The sequence below is a fragment of the Pseudomonas sp. PDM28 genome, from assembly GCF_019219115.1.
Lineage (GTDB): Bacteria > Pseudomonadota > Gammaproteobacteria > Pseudomonadales > Pseudomonadaceae > Aquipseudomonas > Aquipseudomonas laurylsulfatiphila.
Genome location: NZ_JAHUWG010000010.1, coordinates 162,003 through 187,780, shown reverse-complemented (window position 1 = coordinate 187,780; position 25,778 = coordinate 162,003). Strand labels below are relative to the sequence as shown.

Here is a 25,778-nt window from a genome sequence, read left to right as displayed (position 1 = left end):
ATAAGTAGCGAGGCAGCTAAATAGCCACCCTCGAAAAATAGGCGAGCACATGAAGGCTCATCTCGGTACTTACCCTTGGCAGAGTTTTAGTCAGGAATTGGGTGGCTCCCATCCAATATTTGAGTGGTCCGTAAGGTTGCTCAACTGTCTGTCGGCGAACCCTCATCGCAGAGAAAAGATTGAGGTTGCGACAAAGCACTACGAACTGACGACAGACGCTGCGAATGGCTTTGCCGTTGTCTTTGCGAAAGCCGGCGATGGTTTTGAAGTCAGGAGCCAATCCAAAGCTGCCCTTCGCGAAAGGCAGCTAGCGGTCAGAATCGGTCTCCTCTGCGCCTCATGAACTCGACTTTCAGGCGCGCTTGGGGAGCTTCCAGTTCGGGCGGATGAAGTGGCATGTGTAGCCATTCGGTATGCGTTCGAGGTAATCCTGGTGCTCTGGTTCCGCTTCCCAAAAAGGCCCGGCCGGTTCTATTTCGGTGACTACTCGGCCTGGCCAAAGGTGTGAAGCATCGACGTCGGCAGCGGTGTCCTCGGCAATGTCGCGTTGCTGTTCATCGAGGTAGTAGATCGCCGAACGATAGCTGGGGCCCTGGTCATTACCCTGACGGTTGGGCGTGCTGGGGTCGTGTATCTGGAAGAAGAACTCAAGGATCTGCCGGTAGCTGATCACGGCAGGGTCGAAGACGATCTCGATGGCTTCGGCGTGGTTGCCATGGTTGCGATAGGTGGCATTCGGCACATCGCCGCCGGTATAACCGACCCGCGTGTGCAGCACACCGGGATAGCGCCGCAGCAGATCCTGCATGCCCCAGAAGCAGCCGCCGGCGAGAATGGCAGTTTCGGTTTGTCTGGTCATGGTCTGTCCTTCCTCTCGGGGACGTTGTGTATAGCCACTGTTATGAGGGCGTGTTGGCCAATTCCAAGGTTTCGCGCAAACAGGACTGGAATGACCGCTCCTGGCCGCTTGAAGACATTCGGGTATAGGCAAAGCGTGGCACAGTTTGCGGAGATATTTCGACGTCGCAGCGTCGCAGCGTCGCGGCGGCAAGGGTTTCTATTGAGTTGGCATGATTGGCGAATAGTCGATGCGAGAGAAATAAATCTCATTCGCCATTTATCTGGCGCTCGTCTGACGCTCGTCTGAAAAGCGTCGGATAAATGACGTTTCGCGTTGTTCTTTTACCCTCCTGACCTAGGCTCAAGCCATGTGGGGAGGAGGTGAAGTCCATGCGCAGATTATTGATTGGCTCGTCGATGCTGGTCTGTCTGGTGGTGCTGGGCGGCTGGTTGAGTCGACCACAGCCGTTGCCGGTCAGGCTGCTGGAGGTTGAGCGCGGGCCGGTGGAGACGCTGGTGGCCAACACCCGCGCGGGTACGCTGAAGTCCTGTCGGCGCTCGCATCTGTCCTTCAATGTCGGCGGCCAGGTTGCCGAGTTGCTGATCGCCGAGGGCCAGCGGGTCCAGGCGGGTCAGGTGCTCATGCGCTTGCGGCAGGACGAGCAGCAGGCCCGGTTGCAGGAGGCCGAGGCGCGGCTGGAGGCCCAACGCAACGCCCGCGAACAGCGCTGCCAGCAGGCTCATCTGGACCGGCGCGACCTCGATCGCCTGGGCCAGTTGGCCGACCGCAAGCTGGTTGCCGCCGATCGCCTCGATCAGGCCGAGACCAAGGCTAACCTGGCGAAGCTGATGTGCAATGCCAGTAACGTGCTGATCCGCGAGGCCGACGCCAGCCTGCAGTTGCAGCGTTCACTGCTGGAGCAGACGACCCTGCGTGCGCCATTCGCCGGCATAGTCGCAGAAATCAACGGCGAACTCGGCGAGTTCGTCACCCCTTCGCCGCCGGGCATTCCCACGCCGCCGGCAGTCGACCTGATCGACGACAGCTGCCTGTATGTCGAGGCGCCGATCGATGAAGTGGACGCTGCCCGGGTTCGCCCCGGAACCGCGGTGCGGATCACCCTGGATGCCTTCCGTGGCCAGCAATTCGCTGGCCGCGTCAGCCGCATCGCGCCCTATGTGCGTGAACTGGAGAAGCAGGCGCGCACCGTTGATGTCGAGGTGCGCTTCGACCAGCCGCCGGCCAATCTGGTCCTGCTCACCGGCTATAGCGCCGATGTCGAGATCCTCCTGGAGCAGCGCGAACGTGCTTTGCGCATCCCCACCGAGACCCTGCTGGAGGGGCAGCGCGTGCTGCGCTATGACCCCAGCGCCCGGGTGTTGCGCGAGGTGGCGGTGCAAACCGGGTTGAGCAATTGGCGCTGGACCGAGGTGCTCGCAGGGCTGGACGAGAACGCGCGCATAGTCGCCAGCCTCGAGCAGGAAGGGCTCAAGGACACCGTGTCGGTGATCCCGGTGGATGCGACGGAGACCAGGCAATGATCCGCCTGCGCGGCGGCAGCCGCAGCTTCCAGTTGGGCGAGCAGCAGGTGATGGGGCTGGACGGCCTGGATCTGGACATCGCCGCCGGTGACTACATGGCGGTGATGGGCCCGTCGGGCTCGGGCAAGTCGACCCTGCTGAACATCCTCGGTTTACTTGATGCGCCGAGCGCCGGCGAGTACTGGCTGCAGGGCGAGGCCACGGCGACGCTGAGCGAGGCGCGGCGCGCCCAATTGCGCAGCCAACTGATAGGTTTCGTGTTCCAGTCCTACCACCTGATCGCACGGCTGACGGTGCTGGAAAACATCGAGCTGCCGATGGTCCTCGCCGGCATCGGCACGGCGCAACGGCACAAGCGCAGCAGCCAATTGGTGGAGCGCCTGGGGCTGGGCGATCGCATTGCCCACCGCCCGGGCGAGCTGTCCGGCGGTCAACGCCAGCGCGTCGCCATTGCCCGGGCGATGGTCATGCAACCGGCGCTGTTGTTGGCCGACGAGCCCACCGGCAATCTCGATAGCCAGGCCGGCGCCGAAGTCTTCAGCCTGCTGGAGGAGCTCAACGACGAGGGGTTGACCCTGATAGTGGTGACTCACGACGTCAGCCTGGGCGCCCGCGCGCAGCGCCAGTTGCACATGCGTGACGGGCGGATCCACAGTGCTGCGTCGCAGCAGGCGCTGGCCTGATGCGCGCCGCCGATGCCCTGGCCTTCTGGCTCGGCGCCTTGCGTGGGCATCGCTCGCGCAGCCTGATGCTGCTGCTGGCCATCGCTATCGGGGTGGTGGCGGTCAATCTGCTCACCGGTCTCGGTGCGGGCGCGCGGGCCTTCGTCCTGAACGAGTTCTCGGTGCTCGGGCGCGACATCCTGATCGTTTTCCCGGGCCGCAAGGAAACCACCGGGCGCATGCCGCCGCTCACCGGCCTGACGCCGCACGAGTTGACCTTGCAGGACGTACAGGTCATCACCCGGTTGCCGGGCATCCGCCGGGTGGCGCCGATGCAGGCCGGGCAGATGGAGGTGATAGTCGGTAACCGCAATCGTGAGGTGCTGACCCTGGGCACCACCCGGGACTTCTTCGCCATTCGCCAACTGACGGTCGTTCAGGGCCAGCCCCTGCCGGCGCTGGACCCTGAGCAGGCCGAGGCCGTCTGCGTGATCGGCGGCAAACTCCGGCGCGAGCTATTCGGTGCGCGCCCGGCCCTGGGTGAATGGTTGCGCGCCGGCGACCGGCGCTTCCGGGTGGTCGGTATCCTCAGTGAGCGGGGCGAATCCCTGGGGATGGATTTCGCCGAAATGTTGATCATCCCGGTGGCCAGTGCCCAGGCCTTGTTCAATCGCGAGGGGTTGTTGCGGGTGTTTGTCGAGGTGCGTGGACCTAGCTTTCTCGAGCGCAGCAAGCGGCAGATACTCGCCGCGCTCAAGGAGCGCCACGAGGGTGAGGAAGACATCACCCTGATCAGCCAGGACAGCCTGCTCAGCGCCTTCGACGAGATACTCACGGTGCTGACCCTGGCGGTGGCCGGGATTGCCGCGATCAGCCTGCTGGTGGCAGGCATCCTGATCATGAACGTGACCTGGATTGCAGTGAGCCAGCGCAGCGCCGAGATCGGCCTGCTCAAAGCCATCGGTGTGACGGCGGCGCAGCTGCGCCTGTTGTTCCTCGGCGAGTCGGCGCTGCTCGCCCTGGCGGGGGCGCTGGCGGGGCTGCTGCTGGCCGAAACCTTGCTCTGGCTGGGGCGCCTGGCGTTCGATCTGCCGCTCTATGCGCCCTGGTGGGCGCGCGCTAGCGCGGTGCTGCTGGCACTCGTCACGGCGCTGCTGTTCGCCTGGCTGCCGGCCGCTCGGGCCTCGGCGCTGGAGCCGGTGGCGGCGCTACGCCCGCCGGGAGCGCACTGATGCGCTGGCAAGATGGTTTCCGGCTGACCAGCTCGGCGCTGATCTGTCGCCCCTTGCGCAGCCTGCTGACCCTGCTCGGGATAGCGATCGGGATAGCCGCCGTGGCGCTGCTCACGGCCATAGGCGAAGGCGTGCGCGGCTATGTGCTGGAGAACTTCTCGCAGTTTGGTACGCGGATCATCACCGTGCGCCCGGGCAAGACCCAGACCAGCGGCCTCGGCGGTCTGCTCGGCAGCGTACGGCCACTGACCATCAGTGATACCGACGCCCTGCGGCGCTTGCCGCATGTCGAGGCGGCGGTGCCGATCATTCCGGGCAGCGGTGATATCCAGTTCGGTCAACTGAGCCGGCGCAGCGACATTCTCGGTGGCGGCCATCAGCTGGCGCAGGCCTGGCGCATGCAGCTGAGCCTGGGCGAGTTCCTGCCCGTGGCCCGTGACGGTCGTTCGCCGCCCTATGTGGTGCTCGGCCATCAGCTGCGTGTCGAGCTGTTCGGTGCACGCAATCCGCTGGGCGAGTTGGTCCGCGTCGGCGGCGTGCGTTTCCGGGTGATCGGCGTGATGGCGCAGAAGGGCCAGTTGCTCGGCTTCAACCTCGACGATATCGCCTACATCCCGGTGGATTGGGCCGAAAGCCTGTTCAACCGCACCGGGGTGGTCAAAGTCCATGTGGTGTTCGGCGCCGGCACCACTTCGCGGGCGTTGAGTCAGCAGATTCGCCAGGTGCTCGGCGAACGGCACGGCGAGGAGGACTTCAGCCTGAGCACCCAGGACGACATGCTGCGCGGCTTCAACCGCGTTCTCGGCACCCTGAGCCTGGCCATCGGTGCCTTGGGGGGCATTTCCCTGTTGGTCGGCGCCGTCGGCATTCTTACCATCATGACCACCACTGTGGGCGAGCGTACGGCGGAAATCGGCCTGTTGCGGGCGATTGGTGCCAGTCCGCGGCAAGTGCTCGGGCTGTTTCTCGCCGAAGCGACGCTGCTGTCCCTGGCTGGTGGTTTGCTGGGCTTGCTGTTGATGGGCCTGCTGCTCGGGCTACTGCACCTGGCCATGCCGAGCCTGCCCTTGGCGCTGCAGCCGCTGTTTCTGCTGCTGGCACTGCTGCTGGCGGCGGTGCTCGGCATTCTCGCCGGCCTGGCGCCGGCACTGCGGGCGGCCCGCCTGCATCCGGTGGCGGCTCTGCGCAGTGAATAGCGGCCAGGCCAATGAGCCTGACGGGTTGGCTGTACGCTGGGTGACGATAACGAAAACGCCGGCGCTGGGCCTAATGCCGATCAGTTAAGCCCCGGACATTGTGGGAGCGAGCTTGCTCGCGATGGCAGACGGTCAGGCACCCCTTGTTTGACTGTCCAGCCGTCATCGCGAGCAAGCTCGCTCCCACAAGGTTTGCGGTGATCAAACGCTTAACTGACTGGCATTAGGCGCTGGGCCGGTGATTTTAATGGGGTGGCGGCGGCAAAAACCGAGTGCAAAACTCCGGCAGCAAGTCCTCGGAATTCAGAGTGTCCGTAGAGGATACATTCCTACGGGTTTACGTTGATCATTGTTTCGGGTGATCGCTTAGGGTCGGATAGCGACGGTCAAGCATCGACCGTCACTATGGATAATCAGACTTCCGTTTGTTCCGCCATTTCCAGGGCATCATCGACCTCGATTCCCAGGTATCTGACAGTGCTTTCAAGCTTCGTATGACCAAGCAGTAGTTGAACTGCTCTCAGGTTCTTCGTCCTGCGATAGATCAACGAAGCCTTGGTTCTCCTTAGCGTGTGGGTTCCGTACATGGTTGGATCAAGGCCAATGGCTGTCACCCAAGCTTTAACTATTCGAACGTATTGCCTAGTGGAAAGATGGTCCGAGGCGTGCAACGGGCTCGGGAACACGTTGAGGGGAGAACAAGGATGGATCAGTCACAATGGCTGGTGGTCGCTATTCGACCCACAGCTGCCCCTCGAAATCTTGAGCGATAGCGCCGAAAGCAGTCAGTCAACGAATGAGGGGGCAGTTGAGCCATAGACAGGCCCGAGGCGAACGGTAGCGGCTGCACCCGTGGTGCGCTGGCCGAGCAGCCCAAGCGGTCTAATTTTGGGCTGCTACAATCAAACGGCGTGCCGCCGCGGTGCTGTCGCAGGGGTCCAGTCGCCACAAAGTTTGACCCCTTCTTTTCCGCATGTTTTTCGGCATCCATTCACGTATTCACGGAGTTTGGAGGTTGAACATGTCGACTGAATCTTGCGCTGCCAGCCGAGGAAATTATCGGGTCAAGGAAACTGATCGTCGATCCTTAACCGTTTTACTGGGCGTCGGGGCAGCCTTCCTGATGCTGGCGGGTAACGCTCAGGCGCAGCAGGTGGCGATCCCTACAACCGCCAGCGAAGTTCCCGGCCCGGCGAGCGGCACCGCCATGACCACGGCCTACGTGCAATCGGTGGGGCGCATGGCCTACCTGTGGGGCTGGCCGCTGGTCAACATGGCCAACCGCGGCAACGCTTTTTCAAAGGCCCCCGAACCCGGCTTGATGGGCGGCGTGATACCGATCGCATTCAACCGGAACGCAATGTTGACCGGGTACATCAGCCCGGACCAGACCTTCATCGCTTGCCCCAATCAGGATGTCGCGTACGGCGCCGGCTTCATGACGCTGGACAAAGAGCCCATCGTCTTCCAGGTCCCGGATTTCGGTGATCGTTTCTGGGTCTACGCCCACTATGACGCGCGCACCGACGAATTTTCCGAGATCGGTAAGGCCTACGGCACCAAACCCGGCTTCTACATGATGGTCGGCCCAAACTGGAAGGGCGAAACTCCAGCCGGCATTACGGCAGTGGTGCGCTCCTCCACGTCGCTGGCCTTTGTCGTTCCGCGTATCTTCATCGATGACAGCGCTGAGGACCAAAAAGCCGTCCAGCCGGTGATCAGCCAGATCGTCTACTACCCGTTGTCGGAGTTCGACGGCAAGATGAAATCCAAGGACTGGAGCAAGCTACCGCATTTCCCCACGCCGAAGACCACCGGCAAAGGGGAGGCCTCGTGGGTGAACCCGCAAACCTTCTTCGACGAACTACCTGCGGTGATGAAAAGCGTGCCGCCGCTGCCAGGCGAGGAAGCCCTCTACAACTGGATCGGCAGTGTGCTGGACGCAGCCGCCAAGGACCCGGAAATCATGCAGACGCTCAAGGCAACCGCTGTCGCGGCTGAGCACGAGATGATTTCGCCGTTCCTGCGGTGGAGCAACAACGGTCGTGCCGCCGGCAATGGTTGGAATTCGCCGGTGAACAATGCCCAATGGGGAACCGACTACCTCAACCGGACCGCCTCCGCCAAGTCGAACATGTACGACAACCGCCCGGAAGAGACGAAATACATCTACACGGACAACGATAGCCAGGGCGAGCAACTCAACGGAAACAACACCTATGCCATCACCTTTGGCAAGGGCCAGCTGCCACCGGTCAAGGGCTTCTGGTCGCTCACGCTATACAACGACGTCCACCTGTTTCATCCCAACGCGCTAAAGCGCAATTCGCTGGGCACGAAGAACAAGAATCTCAAATACAACCCGGACGGGTCGCTGACGCTCTATGCCGGCGCTATGACACCCGGCAAGGACAAGGAAAGCAATTGGCTGCCGGCCCCCAGCGGCCCATTCTCGCTCTACATCCGTGCCTATTGGGCCGACAAAGCCATACTCGACGGCACGTGGCAGCCACCGGCCATCGCGACGGTGAAGTGATCTAACGGCAGAGGACGCAACCATGAATCCGAAGAACTCGATCGCCGCTGCGCTCGTGAGCGCGTTAGTCATGAGCGAATTGGCAACGCAGGCCTGCGCTCAGGAAGCCAGCTTCAATAAACTCGCCGACCTGCCGTTCACGCAAGGCCGACCCACACAGGAGGCCGCGCAGATACTACGCGACGAATTGCTTTTTCAACGGGCGACGCAGACGTATCTCTGGGCGCTGCCTTTGATCAACACCCTCGGCATGCAGGTGGGCTCGGAAAAGACATTCGGCGCCGGCTACAACGTCTTGCCGATCTGGAAGCGCAGACTTGATGCCAAGACCCTGGTGACGACCCCCAACTCCGATGTCCTCTACGCGATGAGCTACATCGACTTGGGAAGGGATGGACCGATGGTGATGGAAGCGCCGCCTGAGTTGCAAGGCATCCTGCTGGATGTCTGGCAGCGTCCCATCCCGGTCGATGGTGGCAAGTTCTTCGGTGACGTTGGTCTGTTTGGACCGGATGAGGGAAAGGGCGGCAAGTTTCTCCTCTTGCCACCCGGCTACAAGGGCGAAGTGCCGGACGGCTATTACGTGTACCGCTCTGCCACAAACAATGTCTTTGTCTTTCTGCGCGGGTTCTATAAAGACCCGAAGAATCTGACGCCGGCGGTTACGCATCTTGAACAGACAAAGATATATCCACTGAACGGCGCGGCCGGGGCGAAACCGATGACATACCCAGATGCCTCCGGCGTCCCGGTCAACATGCTGCCGAGCAGCGACGGCAATGCCTTCGATCAGCTCAAGCTGCTTGTGGACAGTGAAGGCGCCAACCTCGCCGGTCCCGATTGGCTCGGCATGCTGGCGGCGATCGGCATCGTCAAGGGGCAACCGTTCAATCCTGATGCGAGAACACGCGAGATCCTCGATCGGGCCGCCAGGACCGGCTACGAAATGAGCCGTGTCATTGGCTTTTCGGACAAGGCGAATGGTCTCTCGTATAGAGTCTATCCAGACCGCCAGTGGCTTAATCCTTTCGCCGACGGTACTCCCGCGAATCCGGGCGGGTCGAAGAATGACAGTTGGGAAAATGTCGCCGGAGCCTATCCGTACCTGGCCCTCGATGCTCGAATCTGGATGTTCACCAACTACTACTCGATAAGCCCGGGAATGATGTCCCAAACCCCAGGCAAGGGTGCCAAATACATGATCAGTTTCACCGACAGCGGGGGCACGCCCTTGTCGGGTGACACCAGCTATCACCTGAGCCTGCCGGCCAACATTCCTGCCGCTTTGTTCTGGTCGGTGACGCTTTACGATGCCGCCAATGCCTCCGGTCTCGACAACGGCCAGCCGTTCCCCTCGCTCGGTTCGCGTGACAAGCCGGTGCAGAACGCCGACGGCAGCACCGACCTCTACCTCGGACCCAAAGTACCCGAAGGCAAGCAAGCCAACTGGCTCGCCACTGTGCCAGGCAAAGGTTATTTCGCCATCATCCGACTCTACGGCCCGAAGGAAGCCGCCATCGATAAAAGCTGGAAGCCCGGTGACATCGAGAAGGTGAAGTGACGTTGGCCTGCCGATCTCGGGAGGTAAACATAATGCGGATGAGATCACCAACGAGGGAGGCCTTAAGCCGAGACCCTTGAGCGGCAATTTCTGGCCGATTTCTGCCCGTCGCGAAGGGCCACAACGCATTGTCAGGCGCATTCCACGGAATGCTCCATTTAAAGAATTTCACCCTCGGGCGCACGGAAGGCCTTGCTGTAGTAGCCGGATTGGTCGAAACAGCAAACCTGCTTCTTGCCGGATGCAAGCATATCGCAAGCATCACCAATTCGTTTTGCGCGCGTCTTAAGTTGCTTGGCTGAAGTAATCCAATGTATCCAGTCTACTCGTGCGATGGTCGTCGTATTGTTCCAAACCTTACGAGCCTCAGGAGTGGCTTCCAGAGCCTCCTGAAAATCGGCTGGGATGTCTGGCTCGGGTTCTTTCTTCACAGGGGTTAGCTCTAGTGTAACGACATCCCCAACGGCCATGCCTGCGGCTTCGAGTAACTCTCTACTGACCTGCAGCCAATGGCTCAGCTGACCATCCGGCTCAAGGGTCGCCTGGAAAGGGTGCCCATTGATTGTGCCTTCAACTGTCGTCCTTCCTCGCCTCGGAAGCTGTTCACTCGCGTCTCTTGGCAGTACTACGAACGCCCACGACGCATCATTACCCGGCTTAGCCGGACGAAGAAGCTTTGCTTCAAATCGGGATTTCACATCGATTGTTGTCATCGCAACTCCTCCAACTCATACGCCTGACTACTCTCTCGCGGCGTCACCTTCGGATTTAAACGCGACTTAGCCCTGAGAAAAACGCGACATTGATGATGCCAAGCCCAGCCACGGTAAAGATCAGTACAGAAGGCCGACGCTACCTATTAGCCACTAGTCTGTCCAGTGACTGCTTCTGGCCGATTCTGTTGAAAAAGTCGGCCATAGTTTCCTCGGCAGAAAAGTACGCGCGTGAGATTAAAATCTTTACTTTGAGCAGAGGAATCGGGGCTCAGATTTTGCGTTGCGACGTGCTAAAAAAGCGTTTTCAGCGGTCAGCATGGGGCCAGCCTGAAAAAACCGACTTTTTCAACAGAATCGGCCGATCGGTGCCTGTCGCGAAAGGCCGCAGTCGACTGATGCAGTCATTCGTGATCGTCAAGCGGACACCCTTGTTTCCCCCTGAATCCTTCTCGCATTTTGTCTGCGGGCTATGCCTTGCGTATGCCAAGTAACGACCGCTGTCGAGAACTGGTAATGCCACTGGAGTCCATTTTGGGAAGTATGTCACCCACTGTTCTGTCCTGATCTGCTTGCCCGAGTGAGTGAGGCGACGACCGGACAAGCGAAGTGGCAAATGGCTATATACAATGAGTGCCACTATCTGTGCGGCCGGGCAGTAGAAGGTTGCAAGCGGGCTCGCTACGGCGACACCGATGACGAATTTCGATGACCTGCCCGGCGGTTTCGCCTCGCCTGTTACTGGTGACAAATAACAACTCCGTCGCGTGGGTTGCCATCTGCGGCCCCGAATAAAGGAAAAAAATCCCACATGGCCGTGATAACAGGCACTACGAGCAACGATGTTCTATTGGGGACAAGTGAGGCCGACAGCATTACCGGCCTGGCGGGGGATGACATTCTCGACGGGGGTGCGGGTCAGGATACGGTTATCTATACGGGCAACGCTGGCGACTACCGCTTTGGGTGGAGCAACGGCCAACTGACGGTCACCGACCTGAATGTCGTTGGTGGCGATGAGGGTACCGATTACCTGCGCAATATCGAGAGCCTGCAATTCGCCGACAGGATTCTGAGCGTCAAGGCTGGCGGTGAAAGCCGGGTCAGTACGCTTGCGCCGATGACTCAGGACAGTATCTCCATTACCGGGCTGGCCGACGGTGGATGGCTGGTGTCCCTAGAGTCCAGTGATCCAGTCAATGGGAACGATATTTTAATCCAACGATACAGTGCAGCAGGCGAGAAGGTGGGCGATGAGATTACAGTCGCCCCTTCGCAATACGCTCAGGGATATTCCGATATCGCAGGGCTGGCTGACGGTGGCTGGGTGGTTACCTGGTACACCTATCTGAGGGAACTCGACAGTGGCGACATCTATGCCCGGCGTTTCAGCGAGGCTGGTGATCCCATGGGCGATCAATGGCGCGTCAATACCCACACGACCGAGAGCCAGAACAGCCCGGCTGTTACAGCATTGGGTGATGGTGGTTGGGTGGTGGTATGGATGTCGCGGGACGTCGCTGGCAATAACTTCACGATCGAGGCCCAACGCTATGACGCAGCGGGCATGGCTGTGGGGGGGGAAACCCAGGTCAACACGACGACCGGGGATAATCAGATCGTACACTACAGCTCTGACGTGACAGCCCTGAAGGACGGTGGCTGGCTGGTGACCTGGCATGCGACTCACCCAGGCGAAAGCCGCTTCGATATCTATGCCCAGCGTTACGATGCAACAGGTAACAGGGTAGGCAGCGAAACGCAGGTAAACACCAATACGCTGAATGACCAGTACATTCCTGCGGTAACGGCCTTGAACGATGGTGGCTGGCTGGTGAGCTGGTCATCCTTCAGCGTACCTGCCAATGGTAGCGATATCTACTTCCAGCGCTATAACGCCAATGGTGAGGCGGTCGGCGGTGAAACCCTCGTCATAAACAGCCCTCACTATGCCACTCAGTCACAGAGTTTCTCCGATGTAACGGCATTGGCTGATGGCGGCTGGGTGGTGACCTGGGAAGCGGGTGGCGAACAGGATGGCAGTGTGATGGCTATCTATGCCCAGCGCTACAACGCAGCGGGCCAAGCTGTCGGTGGCGAAACGCTGGTCAACACCACCACCGACGGCTCACAGGTTTCCGCCAAGGTCACGTCTCTGGCAGACGGCGGCTGGGCAGTGACCTGGATGTCCATAGGACAGTCCAGTCATGTCAATGACGGCGTCCATGTCCAGCGCTTCAGTGCGGATGGAACCGCGGTACGGCTGGAGGTCACTGGCGGGAGCGCTGATGACACGCTGAACGGTCAGGGCAACATGCTGCTGGCCGGGGGCACTGGCAATGATACTTATGCAGTGGGCGACAGCCTGATTCAACTTCGTGAAGAGCTGGGTGCCGGCACTGACACGGTCAAGTCGGCTGTGAGCTGGGTGCTGGGGGCCAACCTGGAAAACCTGACGCTTACAGGGACTTCAACGATCAATGGCACCGGTAACGGCCTCGCCAACACGCTGACCGGTAACGCCGCCGCCAATACGCTCAATGGCGGTGCCGGCGCCGATGTGATGAGCGGCGGCCTGGGCAATGACATTTACTACGTCGACCATGCCAGCGACGTGGTCAGCGAAACCTTCGCCAGCGGCGGCGTCGACACTGTCATTTCCAGCGTCAGCCGCATCCTCGGCAACTACCAGGAGAACCTGACCCTCACGGGCAGCGCGGCGCTCACAGGCACCGGTAACGATCTCGCCAACACGCTGACCGGTAACGCCGCCACCAACCACCTCTACGGCGGTGCCGGCAATGACTTTTTGAATGGCGGCGCAGGCGTCGACAGGATGACGGGTGATGAAGGTTCTGACATCTACTACGTCGACAACGCGGCTGACGTCGTGGTTGAAACCAATGCCACGGTCAGCACCGGCGGCAGCGACACGGTCTACAGTTTTCTCAACGCCTACACCCTCGGTGCCAATGTCGAGAGCGGGCGCGTCCTCGCCACCGGGATCGCCGGCCTGACGGGTAACGGCCTCGACAACACCCTCTATGCCGGGGTCGGCAACAACGTCCTCAATGGTGGCACCGGCGTCGACACCGCCTCCTACCTCTATGCCACCGGCGCAATCACCGTCAGCCTGGCCGTGACCACGGCCCAGGCCACCGGCGGATCAGGCGCCGACACTCTGATTGCTATCGAAAACCTCACCGGCTCCAACTACATCGACAGGCTGACGGGCAACGCCGCCGCCAACCTGCTGAGCGGTGGTGCCGAAAACGATACGCTCGACGGTGGTGCGGGCAATGACGTTTTGAATGGAGGCACTGGCGCCGACGGGATGACGGGCGGTGATGGCTCCGACATCTACTATGTCGACAACGCCAGCGACGTCGTGGTTGAAACCAATGCCACGGCCAGCACCGGCGGCAGCGACATGGTCTACAGCTCTCTCGGCGCCTACACGCTCAGCGACAATGTCGAGACCGGTCGCCTCCTCGCCACCGGGGTCGCCGCCCTGACGGGCAACGCCCTCAACAACATCCTCTATGCCGGGGCTGGCAACAACGTCCTCGATGGCGGCACCGGCGTCGACACGGCGTTCTGGCTCTATGCCGGCAGTGCCGTCAGCGTCAGCCTCGCCGTGACCACGGCCCAGGCCACCGGCGGCTCGGGCTTAGACACCCTGATCGCCATCGAAAACCTCACCGGCTCCAACTACAACGACACGCTCACGGGCAACGCCGCGGCTAACGTGCTGAACGGTGGCAGCGGTAACGATACCATCGACGGTGGGGCGGGCAATGACGTTCTGGATGGCGGCGCAGGCGTTGACAGGATGACGGGCGGCGATGGGTCTGACCTCTACTACGTCGACAACAGTGGCGACGTCGTTACCGAAACCAATGTAACGGCCAGCACAGGCGGCAGCGACACGGTCTACAGTTTTCTCAGCGCCTACACCCTCGGCGCCAATGTCGAATACGGTCGGGTCCTCGCCACCGGGGACGCTGCCTTGTCAGGCAACAGCCTCAACAACACCCTCTATGCCGGGGCCGGCAACAACGTGCTCAATGGCAGCACCGGCGTCGACACCGCCTCCTACCTCTATGCCGGCAGCGCCGTCACCGCCAGCCTGGCCTTGACCACGGCCCAGGCCACCGGCGGCTCAGGCACCGACACCCTGCTGGGCATGGAAAACCTCACCGGTTCCAACTACAACGACAAGCTCACGGGCAACGCCGCCGCCAACCAACTAAACGGCGGCGTCGGCAATGACATCCTGATCGGCGGGATGGGCAAGGATGTTCTCACCGGCGGCGCCGGCAACGACATCTTCGATTTCAATGCCCTCACTGAAACGGGGCTGACCAGTTCCACCTGGGACATCATCAGCGACTTCGTCCGCGGAGCCGACAAGATTGACCTGTCGACGCTCGATGCCAACACGGCGACAGCCACCAATGAAGCCTTCACCTCGATCATCGGCAGTACCGCAGCCTTCAGTGCGGGCGGCCAGTTGAAAGTTTCAGCGGGCGTGCTCTACGGCAATACCGATGCCGACAGCGCCGCCGAGTTCGCCATCCAGATAGTCGGTCTCAACAGCGCGACCACAGCGGACTTTATACTTTAACTGGCGAATCTGGCATCTGACAGGGTGGCGCGTAGCGAACCACCCTTGATTTTCCAGACACATCTGACTGTTTCCTTTTGGCCGATTTCGACCTGTCGCCACCGGCAGCTACTGGTCGATTTCCCGGCGTCTCGACAGGCGGAAACCGACCCAAAGCAGCCATCTGAATACCGACAGTAAAGCTACTGAGCCAATGTCTTCGACATGATGATCGTACGCTCGGACTCGTGAAATACATCTCGGACTTTTTTAAAGCCAAGCGAAGCATAAAAGCCTTCAGCAGTGATGGAAGAGGGGATGCGCAGCTCGTTGATTCCTCCGGCTACGGCGATTGATTGAATTCTTGTCATCAGCTGACGGCCGATGCCCCTCCCTTGATAGGCAGGTTCGACAAACACACTTCGCACAACGTCCTGTTCAAGGCTGGCCGTTGCAACGACATGACTTCCGAATGTTGCTACGAACACCTGACGTTGCATCAACAAACGAAGGATCGCCTGTGGAGAAAAGCTTTGCTCCACTTGATTGATAACTTCGGATGAATAGTCCTGAGCATTAGACCCTCGCAGGGTGCCAATGATGACCCGACTGATAGCTGGGGCATCCGCATTCATTGCATTCCGAATTAGGTAATCCATTCAACTTTTCCTTCCATGTGATTACTTGAGCGTAGTGAGATGCAGTGTTGGCCGCTAGCACGAAGGGCGCTTCTGGCCGATTGCGGTCTGTAGTGATGGACAGCAATCGACCAACGCTGACGTTATTCATCCCCGTAGATAAACGAGTAGTGGTCATCGATCAGCTGTTGCAGGTAGTAATCGAAGCTCTGTGCAATGACTTTGTAGCTGTCGGGGTCGTGCAGAAATCGCATGACCTGACCCACCGTTCCACCGGGCGCTGGGTTGAAGTCGATATACAGTCTTGAGGTTCCCCCATTGTTCATGCAGTGGGAGAAGCACAGCCGTTTGTTCATGGGCAATGTGCTGTCGATGAGCGGGTCGATCAGGTCGGGTTCCTGATCCAGGTAGCTCTCATATATCTGCGCAATGCTCCGGGTGTGAGCGTGGGCGCCCTCAAGTATCTGCCGTACCGACCTGAGGTAATAGGGGTACTCGAACACATCCGAGCCGAGCATCAGTACCATGACGGTGCCGTCGTGGTAATCCCTGAAGTGTGTGCCGTCAATCTGGCTGAGCAGTTGCAGCAGGCTTGCCGGGCACAACGGATATTGCTCTGTGAGCTGCTGCAAGTCTGTCGCCGAAGCGCCATGTGCCAGTTTCAGTTGATCGAGGTTTTCAGCCGGCAACACAAGGCGTAGACCGGCAAGGTAGGTATCTACGAGGGACATGACAGTCGTCCTTGCTATAGCGGTGAGATCGGACTCAATACGCTTGGTTTTTCGTTCAATGGTTGTCTCGATAGGCACCCAATGTAGAGCACTGGCGGCATCTGAAGAGGTAGGCGACCTAGTCCAAGCAGCTCGGCATGGCCTGCCTTGCCGATGAACTCGCCTGCGTCATTGCAATGGGTAAACCGCTACTCAAGGTCAACATCGGGCGTCTCGCTGTACGGGTCATGAGTCCTCGCCAGGCTTGAGCACAATGAACGCATCGTTCTGGTAATAGTATTTAAACGCCATGAAGTAATCATCCAGTGTGGCTTGGACCCGTTGTTGGTTCGTGTTGGAAATAACATCCTCGATCATGGCCGTTTCCAGAGTTTCGACCCAGCCTTCATTGTGCACCTGTGGTGGCAGGTGTTCATTCGAGTTGGCGGGGAAGTCCCGACTGTCCAGTGAGAACGCGCCAAGTGTGTCCAGCGTCCACCCGGTATTGGGCAGGTAGAACCAGGCATTGGGCATGTGCTCGATCTGCTGTAGAACTTCGCGGATGCTGTAAGTCTTCATAGGGTCCTCATGACGGGCTGCTCAATGATGTCGTCCGGCGCCGGTGATGGGCGGGACTAGCCCACAACTTCCTTGATCAGGGCATCCATGGATGAAAAGGCCAGCCCATCCGTGATGGATGGGCATCCCGAATCCAGCAGATAAAAACGTTCTATCGCAGATCTGTCCACCAGTATCAGCCGGCCGCCCGAGTCATCACCGATCAACAGATATCCTGGAAAGTACTCGGCTATTTCGTATGTCTGTTGACGCTCGGCTATTTCATCCGTCGAATAAATTTTTACGAGGTCTTCGATCATTGCACCGTCGCAGGACCACCAGAATCTGGTTATCCATGAATCTGGGTTGATGGATAGCTGCTGCGCTGTACAGGTGATCTTTTCAACGTCTGCAGGTGGGTTTTTTTCTGTGTAACGCACGTTCATTCGGATGCACCAGATGAAAGATTTTTAGCATGCTCATTCAAAAAAGAACTTCATGAATCCGTTCACGTCTGCACCTGCAACGGTGCCCACAACTTCCCTGACTCTGTGCAGGAAGGCGGGTTTGTAGTTCTGCTCTTCATCGATTGTTTCGTCGTTGAATTCCTGCACTTGCACGGCGATGCCCGCCTGCAAGGCACCCATCAACGCCAGAATGTCTGTCGCTACCTTGAACGACCTTTTCTGAATCGAGCCGAAGATCGGTGAATGCTCATCGCAGCGATCAAAAACCAGCACATCGCCATTTCGATCGGCAAAGACCGTAAAGCTGTCTTTCCATCCCCATGCCGGATCTTCCTTTTCCGTGGTATGCCAGCCTTGTTGCGCTTTTGCCAAGTTCTGGTGGCCGTAAAGCTGCAAGCTGAAGTCCGCGCCGATCATCGGTCGGGCAGAGAAGTCTATCCGTTCGAAATAATCGCGCATTACGCCGCTTTTCGGGACTTCTGCGATGGCAGAAACATTGGCTGGGGTCTCGTTGAATTTCAGGTGGCCAAGGGAGCCTGGCCACGTATTGAACTGGGCTACAAAACTTTCAAACACCTTCAACCGGTGATCCATACGGTTATCCTGCGATTCGTTTACCGGGGCCTGTGATGCATCAAGAGGCTTCGACTCGGCTGTCAAACGGTTCGAAATCCCGCTCGGTAAAGGATTCCGTCAGAACATTCGAACTGCACAGCCATTCAATCGCTTCCACCAGTCCGTGGCCGGCAACCAATGCGGCTTCGCTGTGTCGCGGCAACACATAAATGCGCTCAGGATCCTCGGGGTGAATAATGAGTTCGTCACCGTCGTAGGTATCACCAATGATGATGCACTGCAGGGCCTTTTCCTTGGGCATCAGTTCTTTGTCATCATCCCAGAACCAGAATTGGTTAATGCGTTCCAGCCAGTTAGCCTGACTGTTTTCACCGTGCAGTATCTGATGTGGCGGGTATATCCGGATGTACACACCACCGAGAATGCCTTCGCCAAACTGCGTCACGTATTCACGGTAACCGGTGGGAAATTGACTACCCAGCACATGTTGCGCTTGATCGACTTCGGCGTCTGTCGACAGCACCCTGGGCTCGCCTATGACGTTGATGTTTTCGAACATTCCATTTCCCCTGATTTGATGAATTGACTGCACGATATTTAGCGCAATCGACCTTGAGTGAGCAGGGTGCCGGGCATGCGCAGTTGCACGTAGCCAATGACAATCACCATCGATACGCAAAACACCCATTGCAGCCAACTGAGCCCGGCAATCCGATAGATCGCCTGCAGTGGCCTTCGCCAACGGTACTGGCGGTCCGCCGGAACTGCACTGGCGGGCTGCCGCAGGCCGATCGCCCCGTTGACCAAATAAGTCGCCAGCCCCAGCACCCCAAGCCAGTTCCAGATCACAATGGCAAGTGCCAACAACGGGCCGCCATTGCGAATCACCAGGTAACGGCGATCCGCGGTCAGTTTGTGTCGTACACACCATTCACTGGCACGCTGGTCGAGGTCATGCAGCGATTGCGTCAAGATGGTCCAATGGCTGAGCAGCCATTTGCCGACCTGTGCCGCCAACACACCACCCAGTGCATAGAGTGGCAGCATGAGCAGCGTCACCATGAGTCCGGAGCCGGGCAGGTTGTTCAGTGCAAGGGTCAGGGTCAAGACGCAGGCTGCACGTTTCACGCCATGGGGCGGGTCCTTGTGACCGATGAGTGTCTTCCAGAACCAAGGATCATGGTTGGGGAACATCCCCAGCAGGTCGGGGAAACGAGTGGCAAAGGTCTCTGCCAGTTGTTCGCAGGCCTGCCAGTCAGCCTCAACGAAACCTGTGGCCAGCTCCGCCTGCTGCGCCGGTTGGGTCGACAGCAGGAACAGCGTGGCGGCATTGGCGCGCGAACTGGGGTGTTGCTGACGTTGCTGCATCAAGGAACGCAGTTCGCCGAGCCAGGTTTGCTGCTCGCAGCGCCTGTGCAGCGCTTGCCACTGGTCCTGGGCAATGGGCACCACCGCCGCTTCAACATCCCAGGTAAACAATCGACACACTCGTTGAAACAGCAGCGGTGACCAGTCTTCGGTATTCAAGAACAGATTCAGGACATGCACCTGCAATGCCTGACGACGTGCGAAATCACCAAGCCAGGCTTGTTGGCTGTGGTGTTCCAGGCAATCGAAGAAGTTCTGTTCCTCGCCGGTTGCCAACTGCTGGTCGAGCTTGTGGTAAAGCGCTGCCGTCAGGGCGCGGGCAAGACAATGCTGCTCAAATTCACTGGCGGGGATCCGCTGCCAGGGCGTCAACCATTGGCGCTGTTCGATGCCCCATGTCAGAAGGTGCCGATGCGCTTCAGGATCGTTCACGCAACGTTGGAACAACAGCCGTTCGAACTCGGCGTCGCAGCCTCTGTTCGATGCTTCGTTCCAGTATTGATCAACCGCCCGGTCTTCAAATCCGCCCAGTAGTCCGACGGCCTGCTCATGCAGGGACCGCGTGGGCTTCAGGCCCGGGTGGGTCCGGTTCTCTGCAGTGGGCCGAACTGTAGAGTCAGCGACATCCCGATCAACCTCGCTCCAGCCTTCGCGCAGGATGTGCAAGGCTTGCTCATAGGCTTCACGCAGTTGCTGGAAGGCGCCGGGATCCTCGTCCGGACGCGTGACCTTTAGCAGTTTGGCGTATTGGCGCTTTATGCTGCGCTCGTCGGATCGGGCGGGTAGGTCAAGGACCTCCCAGCAATCGAAATCAGACGCCATGGCTCAGTATCCGGCACCGGTTTCGAGCAGGCTGATGCGCCCGCTCAGATCATGGCGAGCCTGGCGAATCAGGCGCTCGTCCTGGCTTGCCAGTGCTTGTTGAAACAGGTTGGCCCAATGATCGATCTGCTCACGAAGCTCGCCCAGGCTTTCTTGGTACAAACGCTCCAGGCGGGCGATCAGCACCGTGTTGATCTGCTGTTCGCGGGGATGCACCTTGAGCTCGGCCAGCGCTTGCAGACGCTCGGCAATGTCTTCGCTGCTGAGCACACCCGGGTTGTTTTCGATGACCAGTGCATGCTGTTCACCGGTCATGGGAATGCGCACCTGACACTCAAGAATGCCGTTGATGTCGTAGGTGAAGCGCACGTCCAGTTCGACAACGCCACCGGTGTTCACCGGGACCGGGATCTCCAGTTCACCCAAGGCGATGTTGTCATGCACCAGACGACTCTCACCCTGGTAGATCTTCACCAGTACGCTTTCCTGCAGTTCATGGACGGTACACACGGTCTTTACCCTGCTTACGGGGACCGTACTGTTGCGCTCAATGATCGGCAGGTAGTGCCCTTCCTCATAGTGTTGGCCCACCCATACCGAGGTTGAAATACCCAGGGTGTAGGAGCAGACGTCGGTCAACACCACCTCTTCCAGGGCGGCACTGCGGGACTTCAGCGCGGCTTGAATGGCTGCGCCGTGAGCCACGGCTTCGTCAGGGTTGACGTGGATGGACGGGAAGCGGCCAAACAGCCCCGCGGCCAGCTTGCGCACCAGCGGCATGCGTGTGGTGCCACCCACCAGCAGCACTTCATCGAGCTCGTTGATACGGATTCTGGCATCGCGCAGGGCGCGCTCAATCGGATGGCGCAGGCGTTCGAGCAAGGGCGCGAACAATGTGGCCATCTCGTCCTGTGAAAACACATGCTTCCATTGCTGCCCATCCACCCGCAAAACAAATTCGCTCGCCGTTTCCTGTCCCAGCGCCTGGCGGACTCGCTCGGCTTCGCGGCGCAGCGCGTGGGCAATGGATTGTGTCGGTGCAAATCCTGGCTGGTCGCGCTGGGTCTGGATAAAACGCTCGACCAGCACCTGGTCGAAATCCTCACCGCCCAGATAGTTGTCGCCAGCGCTGGCCCGTACCTCCATGACACCGTCGAACAGTTCCAGGACTGACACATCGAAGGTGCCGCCGCCCAGGTCGAAGACCAGGAACGTGGTTTCCTTGCCGTGCTGAGGCAAACCGTAGGCCAGTGCGGCAGCGGTCGGTTCGTTGATGAGCTTGTCGACTTTCAGTCCGGCCAGTTCGCCAGCGATACGGGTTGCCTTGCGCTGCGCATCACTGAAGTACGCGGGGACGCTGATGACCGCCTCGGTCACCGGTTCGCCGTAGGCACGCTCGACGTCTTCCTTCAGGCTCCTGAGTACCAGCGCCGACAGTTCTTCAGGGCGCAACGACTTCGTACCCAATTGCACGGCGTGTGCACTGCCCATATAGCGCTTGAACAAGGCGGCGGTCATGGTGGAATGGGTGTGCAAGCGCTCGCGGGCAGCTTGGCCGACCAGAATGCGGCCTTCATCGTCCAGTCCCACCACCGATGGGGTCAGCACCTGACCCAGTGCGTTAGGAACCAGAACACTAACGCCGTTATGCCAGACAGCCACCAGGCTGTTGGTGGTACCCAAGTCGATTCCGACAATCATCAATGCGTTCCTTTTCCCTGGCGTGACTTCATGAACCTGTTCTTCCTTGAACCGCAGAGACAGATCGTAGTCGATGTGCGATCACTTTTTCCAATGAAGGTTCAATGCTCGCACGTTCGATGCACGAACCGGACCGCGATGCATGACACCTTGCAACCCTTTGAGTACTCAGTATCCGCTGATGAGGCTAAAGAGGCTGACAAGCCAAAACCAATACGTTGTGCCAATATTGAATCTGGACGCGGTTTTTTAAACGAAGGAATGAAAATGGCTGAAATCAGCAAGGTGTCTGCCGAGTTGGCAGAGGAGATCAAAGTGTTGAGCCAACAGGGGCTCGACTTACTGAGCCTTACTCAGGATCATGCTTCGGCTGATGTGGTTGCGGCGATTACGGAGCGGGTGCGTAATTGCAAAGCGAGTGGCACAACGCTGCCCGAGGGCGACATATTTGCGCTTGGAGCGTTGCTCGGCAGCCAATACGTAAAAGGGCAAGGCTGGCACTGGGGCGATGTCGTTTGGGATTTTGATGAGACCACTGCGGCTGTCGGAGTGCTGAACCACGACAACTCATTGTTCATCAACCCTATTGGCTGGATGGCTGAAGTGATGGAGTCCAAGGGCGGCGTCGGCTTCATGCTCAACTACAACATGGTCAGCGCGCACCAGGTTCCGGTATGCGAACCTGATAGCGCCACAGGCCTTTACTGACTGCTTGGCCCCTGCCGCAAGGACTTGTCGCAGTTGATCAACAACCAGGGCTTCGACAGCGCCTTCACTGGTGCCTGCATCAAAAACAGCGCAACAGGCCGATACGGCGCCATCGCAGATACGGTAGACGGCAATGACGCTGCCAGGCCCGCAGCCTGAGTGACCTTGCAGCGTATAGCCACCTTCGATCGAACCCTGCATCAAGCCAAGGCCATAACCCGGGGTAATCCAGGGTCGTCCTGGAATCGAGCCACCCAATGCTTTTGCTGTCTGCATTGCCTGGAGCAAGTCCGGGGGGAGGACATGTCCCGCGAGAAGGCGGTCGAGCAATAGCGCTGCTTGCGAAATCGGTCCAATCAGCAAGCCGTGATAAACCCAGGCGGGGTCATAATTTGATGGGTTTGCGACATGAGAGTCCTGTAAGTCTGCTCGCGTCCTGGCGAAGCGAACGCTCGACAGGCCCAAGGGCATCAAAACGCGTCGACCCACTGCTTCTTCAAGCGTGAGATCCGTCAGCCGTTCAATGAGCCTGCCGATGAGCAAATAACCAACGTTCGAGTAACGCCAGCCTGTTCCGGGGCTATATCGAAGCCGGGCACCATCAAGGCGTCGCATCATTTCATCTGCCGACCAGGCTGCCTCATTGTTGGCGACGGCGGCGTGATAATCCGCCAGTTCGCCATAATCGGCGAGGCCTGCCTCATGCCTCAGCAGCTGGCGCAACGTGAAAGGTTGATCAAGGATCGGATCGTCCAGTCCGACCAGCCCGTCACGCACCATTGAAAGGGCAGTCACGGCCAAGACTGTTTTCGTGAAGCTCCACCATGGGGCGAAAAGATCTGATGGAGCGCACGCCAGTGGCTGACCATTTAATACGAGTGAGCTCAGCATTGACTTCCCTGAATGGTTGAGCGGATCGGCAGGTCGACAAGATATCTCATCCGCCCTTGTTAGCCCTGATGGGTTATACCCCGTCCTCTCTCACCAACAGTTTCTCCGCTTCGCGAAGCTCAACCCGGGCTTTGATAACGATTGGGTCGACGCGAACCACTCTGGACAGCTGGTGGAGCGAATCACCAGCTACGGGTTGTATGCGGAATAGAAACTCATCGCTTTCTTGGAATGGGTTACCCGCCCAGAACGTGAAGTCAAGTGGCAACCCTGGCTGCGCGGTAACGGTGCAGAGGTTTCGTTTCGCCCAATGACGATCATTGATGGGGTCGGGGACAATATGCCAAAGAAGAAACTCAAAGAATGGGTCGGCAGATTTCTGAGGGCGACGGACATGGCATTTTTCTCCCGCGTGATTTAATTAAAGGCTGGACATTCCCGGTCAGTGAGCAGTGACCGAAGCACCATCCGCTGGACGTCCTTGATGAGTACCTCCGTCCGGAAATCATTACTGAGCGGCCCCAGCACCACGCCATCAAGCATGGCCCGCACGGCGGCCACCGTGATGTTCAGGTCATCGACCTGGAACCGTCTGCCAGCAATACCCAGCGCAATAATGTCTTTCAAAAGCTGCGCCTGTTTGGCACGCAATCCCTCAATTTTCGCCTTTCGAGCGGGCTCCAGGCAGTAGCTCTCGCGCGTGGACAGTATGTGCCACTGGCGCCGTGGCAACGCGAACCGCAAGTAAGCGCCGAGGTAGTTCCCTAAAGCAGACCTTGGATCGAAGCGGGCGAGAGGTGTTTTGCTGACGCAGTGGAGCAGGTGATACTCATGTTCCTCAATGAATTCGAACAGAAGGCATTGTTTGCTTTCGATGTAGTGATAAAGCGAACCCGCCTGTAACCCAGCGTGCTCGGCAAGCTGACGCAAGCTCACGGCCTGATACCCCTCATTGACGAACATGCGCAGGGCAACACTGCGGATAGCCTCCAGCCTGGACGCAGATGCGTTACTGACATGAGTGTTTGTAGTCTTGGTCATCATGAATACCGTTGCCCGGCCCCTAACAGGGCGGCCGGGGCTGTCGTATGGAAGCCCTTGATGGGTTCGAATTCAAAACAAGGGAAGCGTGTAGGACATCACTAGTCGCGTCTGATCCTGGGCGCCGTCACTCGGTACACCACTTCGAAGCATCGCGTTTTTCAAGCCCAATCCCACCCCCTTGAAGCTGCCGCTTTGAATGACGTAATCGACAATGATGTCGCGCTCCCACTCTTGAGCATCCTGTGCACCGTACTGGATGATATGGGTGCCACGGTAGTAGCCAACGGACGCTGTCAGGCCGGGCAATCCAGAAGCAACGAAGTTGTAGGAATACATGCCGAACACGGTATCTTCTCCCGCCCGCAGGAAGCTCGAGACGAATCTGTCCGTAGGCAGATAAGTACTGGAACCGGCGGCACCTTCGCCCGTGCTGGCCTGGTTCAATTGGGTGAAGTTGCTGCCCGAAGACACCCTCTGATAGCCACCTGTGAGCGAATGGCCGCCCACGTTGTAGGTGAATATCGCCGCCCAGGTGTCATTGTCTATTCGGCCCGGGGTATCACCAAAGCCGCTGAGTGTGTAACCGGCGGCGCGTCCCTGGGCACTATCGTTTTTACCCTCGGCCCGGGTTCGGAAGTAGCGCAAATCGGTTTTGAATGTTTGCCCTTCAACAATGGGGAACGTGTGTGTCAAGCCAAGAAAGTCTTGATCGTAGTAATTTTCGAGTTTGGCATGGTAATACTGTAGAAGAAGCGGTTTGCTCAATTGATAGTCTGCTCCGGCGAAAGTGAAATTGTTGCTTTCACGCCGCCCTCCAGCGACTGCCAGCCCCGAACGGTTAGTCGAAGCTCGCCCGGTGGCTTCGTTGATGCGCCCGCCAACCAGAGTCAAGCTGTCCAGAGGTTTGGAGGTCAACATTGCGCCTTCGAACATTTGCGGGAGCAGTCGGCCGTCGTTCGCTACCAGGATCGGCAGTTTGGGTAGCAGCGTTCCGACCTTGAGTTCGGTGTGTGAAAATTTGGCCTTGGCGGTGACACCCAGCCGGCTGAACTCATGAACAGCATTCCCATCGCTGTCATCGGGAAACATGGAGCTGCCTCGATGATTGCCTGCCCCTCCGTCCAGGCGTACGCCCAGGGTACCGAGTGCATCCAGCCCGAAGCCTAATGTGCCATCGGTGTAGCCTGACTTGAGATCCAGCATGAAACCATTGCCCCACTCGCGTATTTTGCTTTGGCCTTGAGGACCTGGCTGATTTCTATAGTCGTTATTGAAGTAGAAATTGCGCACGTTCAGGTTTCCCTGGCTGTCCGCCAGGAAGTCAGCGAAAGCAGTGCCCGGGCCGGCCAACAAGCAGCCAATGGCGGACAGCATTAAAGGATTTACAGGGGATATTTTTGTCATTGT

General features: G+C 58.8%; 20 protein-coding genes and 2 pseudogenes. 7 read left to right on the top strand and 15 right to left on the bottom strand.

Going from position 1 to position 25,778, the window contains the following annotated elements:
• Positions 1-16: 16 nt before the first annotated feature.
• Both KW841_RS29805 and msrA read right to left on the bottom strand, forming a co-directional pair.
• Positions 17-166, bottom strand: a pseudogene (locus KW841_RS29805) (hypothetical protein); the annotation flags it as partial.
• A 186-nt stretch (positions 167-352) separates the two neighbouring features.
• Positions 353-859, bottom strand: a complete 507-nt coding sequence (gene msrA, locus KW841_RS22930) for a peptide-methionine (S)-S-oxide reductase MsrA (protein ID WP_218479886.1) — start codon at positions 857-859, stop codon at positions 353-355.
• A 371-nt stretch (positions 860-1,230) separates the two neighbouring features.
• On the opposite strand from msrA, the gene KW841_RS22925 reads away from it, so the two are divergent.
• Genes KW841_RS22925 through KW841_RS22910 form a run of 4 tightly spaced genes read left to right on the top strand, consistent with a single transcriptional unit; the run spans position 1,231 to position 5,472 of the window.
• The gene (locus KW841_RS22925; protein WP_218479885.1) at positions 1,231-2,382 is read left to right on the top strand and encodes an efflux RND transporter periplasmic adaptor subunit; all 1,152 of its coding nucleotides are present in this window, start codon (positions 1,231-1,233) and stop codon (positions 2,380-2,382) included.
• Positions 2,379-3,065, top strand: a complete 687-nt coding sequence (locus KW841_RS22920) for an ABC transporter ATP-binding protein (RefSeq protein WP_218479884.1) — start codon at positions 2,379-2,381, stop codon at positions 3,063-3,065. Before KW841_RS22925 ends, KW841_RS22920 begins: the two co-directional genes overlap by 4 nt.
• Positions 3,065-4,276: an ABC transporter permease gene (locus KW841_RS22915; RefSeq protein WP_218479883.1), complete on the top strand. Its 1,212-nt coding sequence runs from the start codon at positions 3,065-3,067 to the stop codon at positions 4,274-4,276. Before KW841_RS22920 ends, KW841_RS22915 begins: the two co-directional genes overlap by 1 nt.
• Positions 4,276-5,472 (top strand): ABC transporter permease, encoded by a 1,197-nt coding sequence (locus KW841_RS22910; protein WP_218479882.1) that lies wholly within the window; start codon positions 4,276-4,278, stop codon positions 5,470-5,472. Before KW841_RS22915 ends, KW841_RS22910 begins: the two co-directional genes overlap by 1 nt.
• 413 nt (positions 5,473-5,885) lie before the next feature.
• Here the strand turns inward: KW841_RS22910 and KW841_RS22905 are convergent.
• Positions 5,886-6,158: pseudogene (locus KW841_RS22905) on the bottom strand (tyrosine-type recombinase/integrase); the annotation flags it as partial.
• A 335-nt stretch (positions 6,159-6,493) separates the two neighbouring features.
• Between KW841_RS22905 and KW841_RS22900 the strand changes: the two are divergent.
• Both KW841_RS22900 and KW841_RS22895 read left to right on the top strand, forming a co-directional pair.
• Entirely contained in the window at positions 6,494-8,008 is a 1,515-nt protein-coding gene (locus KW841_RS22900) for a DUF1254 domain-containing protein (RefSeq protein ID WP_218479881.1), read from the top strand.
• Positions 8,009-8,030: 22 nt separating this feature from the next.
• Positions 8,031-9,569, top strand: a complete 1,539-nt coding sequence (locus tag KW841_RS22895) for a DUF1254 domain-containing protein (protein ID WP_218479880.1) — start codon at positions 8,031-8,033, stop codon at positions 9,567-9,569.
• Between the two features lie 158 nt (positions 9,570-9,727).
• Here KW841_RS22895 and KW841_RS22890 read toward each other — a convergent pair whose 3' ends face one another.
• Complete coding sequence (locus KW841_RS22890; protein ID WP_218479879.1) at positions 9,728-10,282, bottom strand: YdeI/OmpD-associated family protein; 555 nt, start codon at positions 10,280-10,282, stop codon at positions 9,728-9,730.
• An 811-nt stretch (positions 10,283-11,093) separates the two neighbouring features.
• On the opposite strand from KW841_RS22890, the gene KW841_RS22885 reads away from it, so the two are divergent.
• A complete protein-coding gene (locus KW841_RS22885; RefSeq protein WP_218479878.1) occupies positions 11,094-14,909 on the top strand; it encodes an S-layer family protein in 3,816 nt (1,271 codons plus the stop codon).
• 182 nt (positions 14,910-15,091) lie between these two features.
• Here the strand turns inward: KW841_RS22885 and KW841_RS22880 are convergent, their stop codons facing one another.
• The 11 genes from KW841_RS22880 to KW841_RS22825 all read right to left on the bottom strand — a co-directional run bounded on the left by KW841_RS22880 (position 15,092) and on the right by KW841_RS22825 (position 25,775).
• A complete protein-coding gene (locus KW841_RS22880) occupies positions 15,092-15,547 on the bottom strand; it encodes a GNAT family N-acetyltransferase (protein WP_218479877.1) in 456 nt (151 codons plus the stop codon).
• 122 nt (positions 15,548-15,669) lie between these two features.
• The gene (locus KW841_RS22875; protein WP_218479876.1) at positions 15,670-16,257 is read right to left on the bottom strand and encodes an SMI1/KNR4 family protein; all 588 of its coding nucleotides are present in this window, start codon (positions 16,255-16,257) and stop codon (positions 15,670-15,672) included.
• A gap of 225 nt (positions 16,258-16,482) precedes the next feature.
• A complete protein-coding gene (locus KW841_RS22870) occupies positions 16,483-16,815 on the bottom strand; it encodes a hypothetical protein (protein WP_218479875.1) in 333 nt (110 codons plus the stop codon).
• A 56-nt stretch (positions 16,816-16,871) separates the two neighbouring features.
• A complete protein-coding gene (locus KW841_RS22865) occupies positions 16,872-17,240 on the bottom strand; it encodes a hypothetical protein (protein ID WP_116582206.1) in 369 nt (122 codons plus the stop codon).
• A 33-nt stretch (positions 17,241-17,273) separates the two neighbouring features.
• The gene (locus KW841_RS22860) at positions 17,274-17,855 is read right to left on the bottom strand and encodes a hypothetical protein (protein ID WP_218479874.1); all 582 of its coding nucleotides are present in this window, start codon (positions 17,853-17,855) and stop codon (positions 17,274-17,276) included.
• Between the two features lie 40 nt (positions 17,856-17,895).
• Positions 17,896-18,396, bottom strand: coding sequence for an SMI1/KNR4 family protein (locus KW841_RS22855; protein WP_218479873.1), 501 nt, complete (start codon positions 18,394-18,396; stop codon positions 17,896-17,898).
• A gap of 38 nt (positions 18,397-18,434) precedes the next feature.
• Complete coding sequence (locus KW841_RS22850) at positions 18,435-20,027, bottom strand: J domain-containing protein (RefSeq protein ID WP_218479872.1); 1,593 nt, start codon at positions 20,025-20,027, stop codon at positions 18,435-18,437.
• A gap of 3 nt (positions 20,028-20,030) precedes the next feature.
• Entirely contained in the window at positions 20,031-21,728 is a 1,698-nt protein-coding gene (locus KW841_RS22845; RefSeq protein ID WP_218479871.1) for a molecular chaperone HscC, read from the bottom strand.
• A 567-nt stretch (positions 21,729-22,295) separates the two neighbouring features.
• Positions 22,296-23,327: a serine hydrolase gene (locus KW841_RS22835; RefSeq protein ID WP_256357927.1), complete on the bottom strand. Its 1,032-nt coding sequence runs from the start codon at positions 23,325-23,327 to the stop codon at positions 22,296-22,298.
• A 417-nt stretch (positions 23,328-23,744) separates the two neighbouring features.
• A complete protein-coding gene (locus tag KW841_RS22830; RefSeq protein ID WP_218479870.1) occupies positions 23,745-24,371 on the bottom strand; it encodes a TetR/AcrR family transcriptional regulator in 627 nt (208 codons plus the stop codon).
• A 69-nt stretch (positions 24,372-24,440) separates the two neighbouring features.
• On the bottom strand, positions 24,441-25,775 hold the full coding sequence (locus KW841_RS22825) for an OprD family porin (protein WP_218479869.1): 1,335 nt from the start codon (positions 25,773-25,775) through the stop codon (positions 24,441-24,443).
• Positions 25,776-25,778 lie beyond the last annotated feature (3 nt).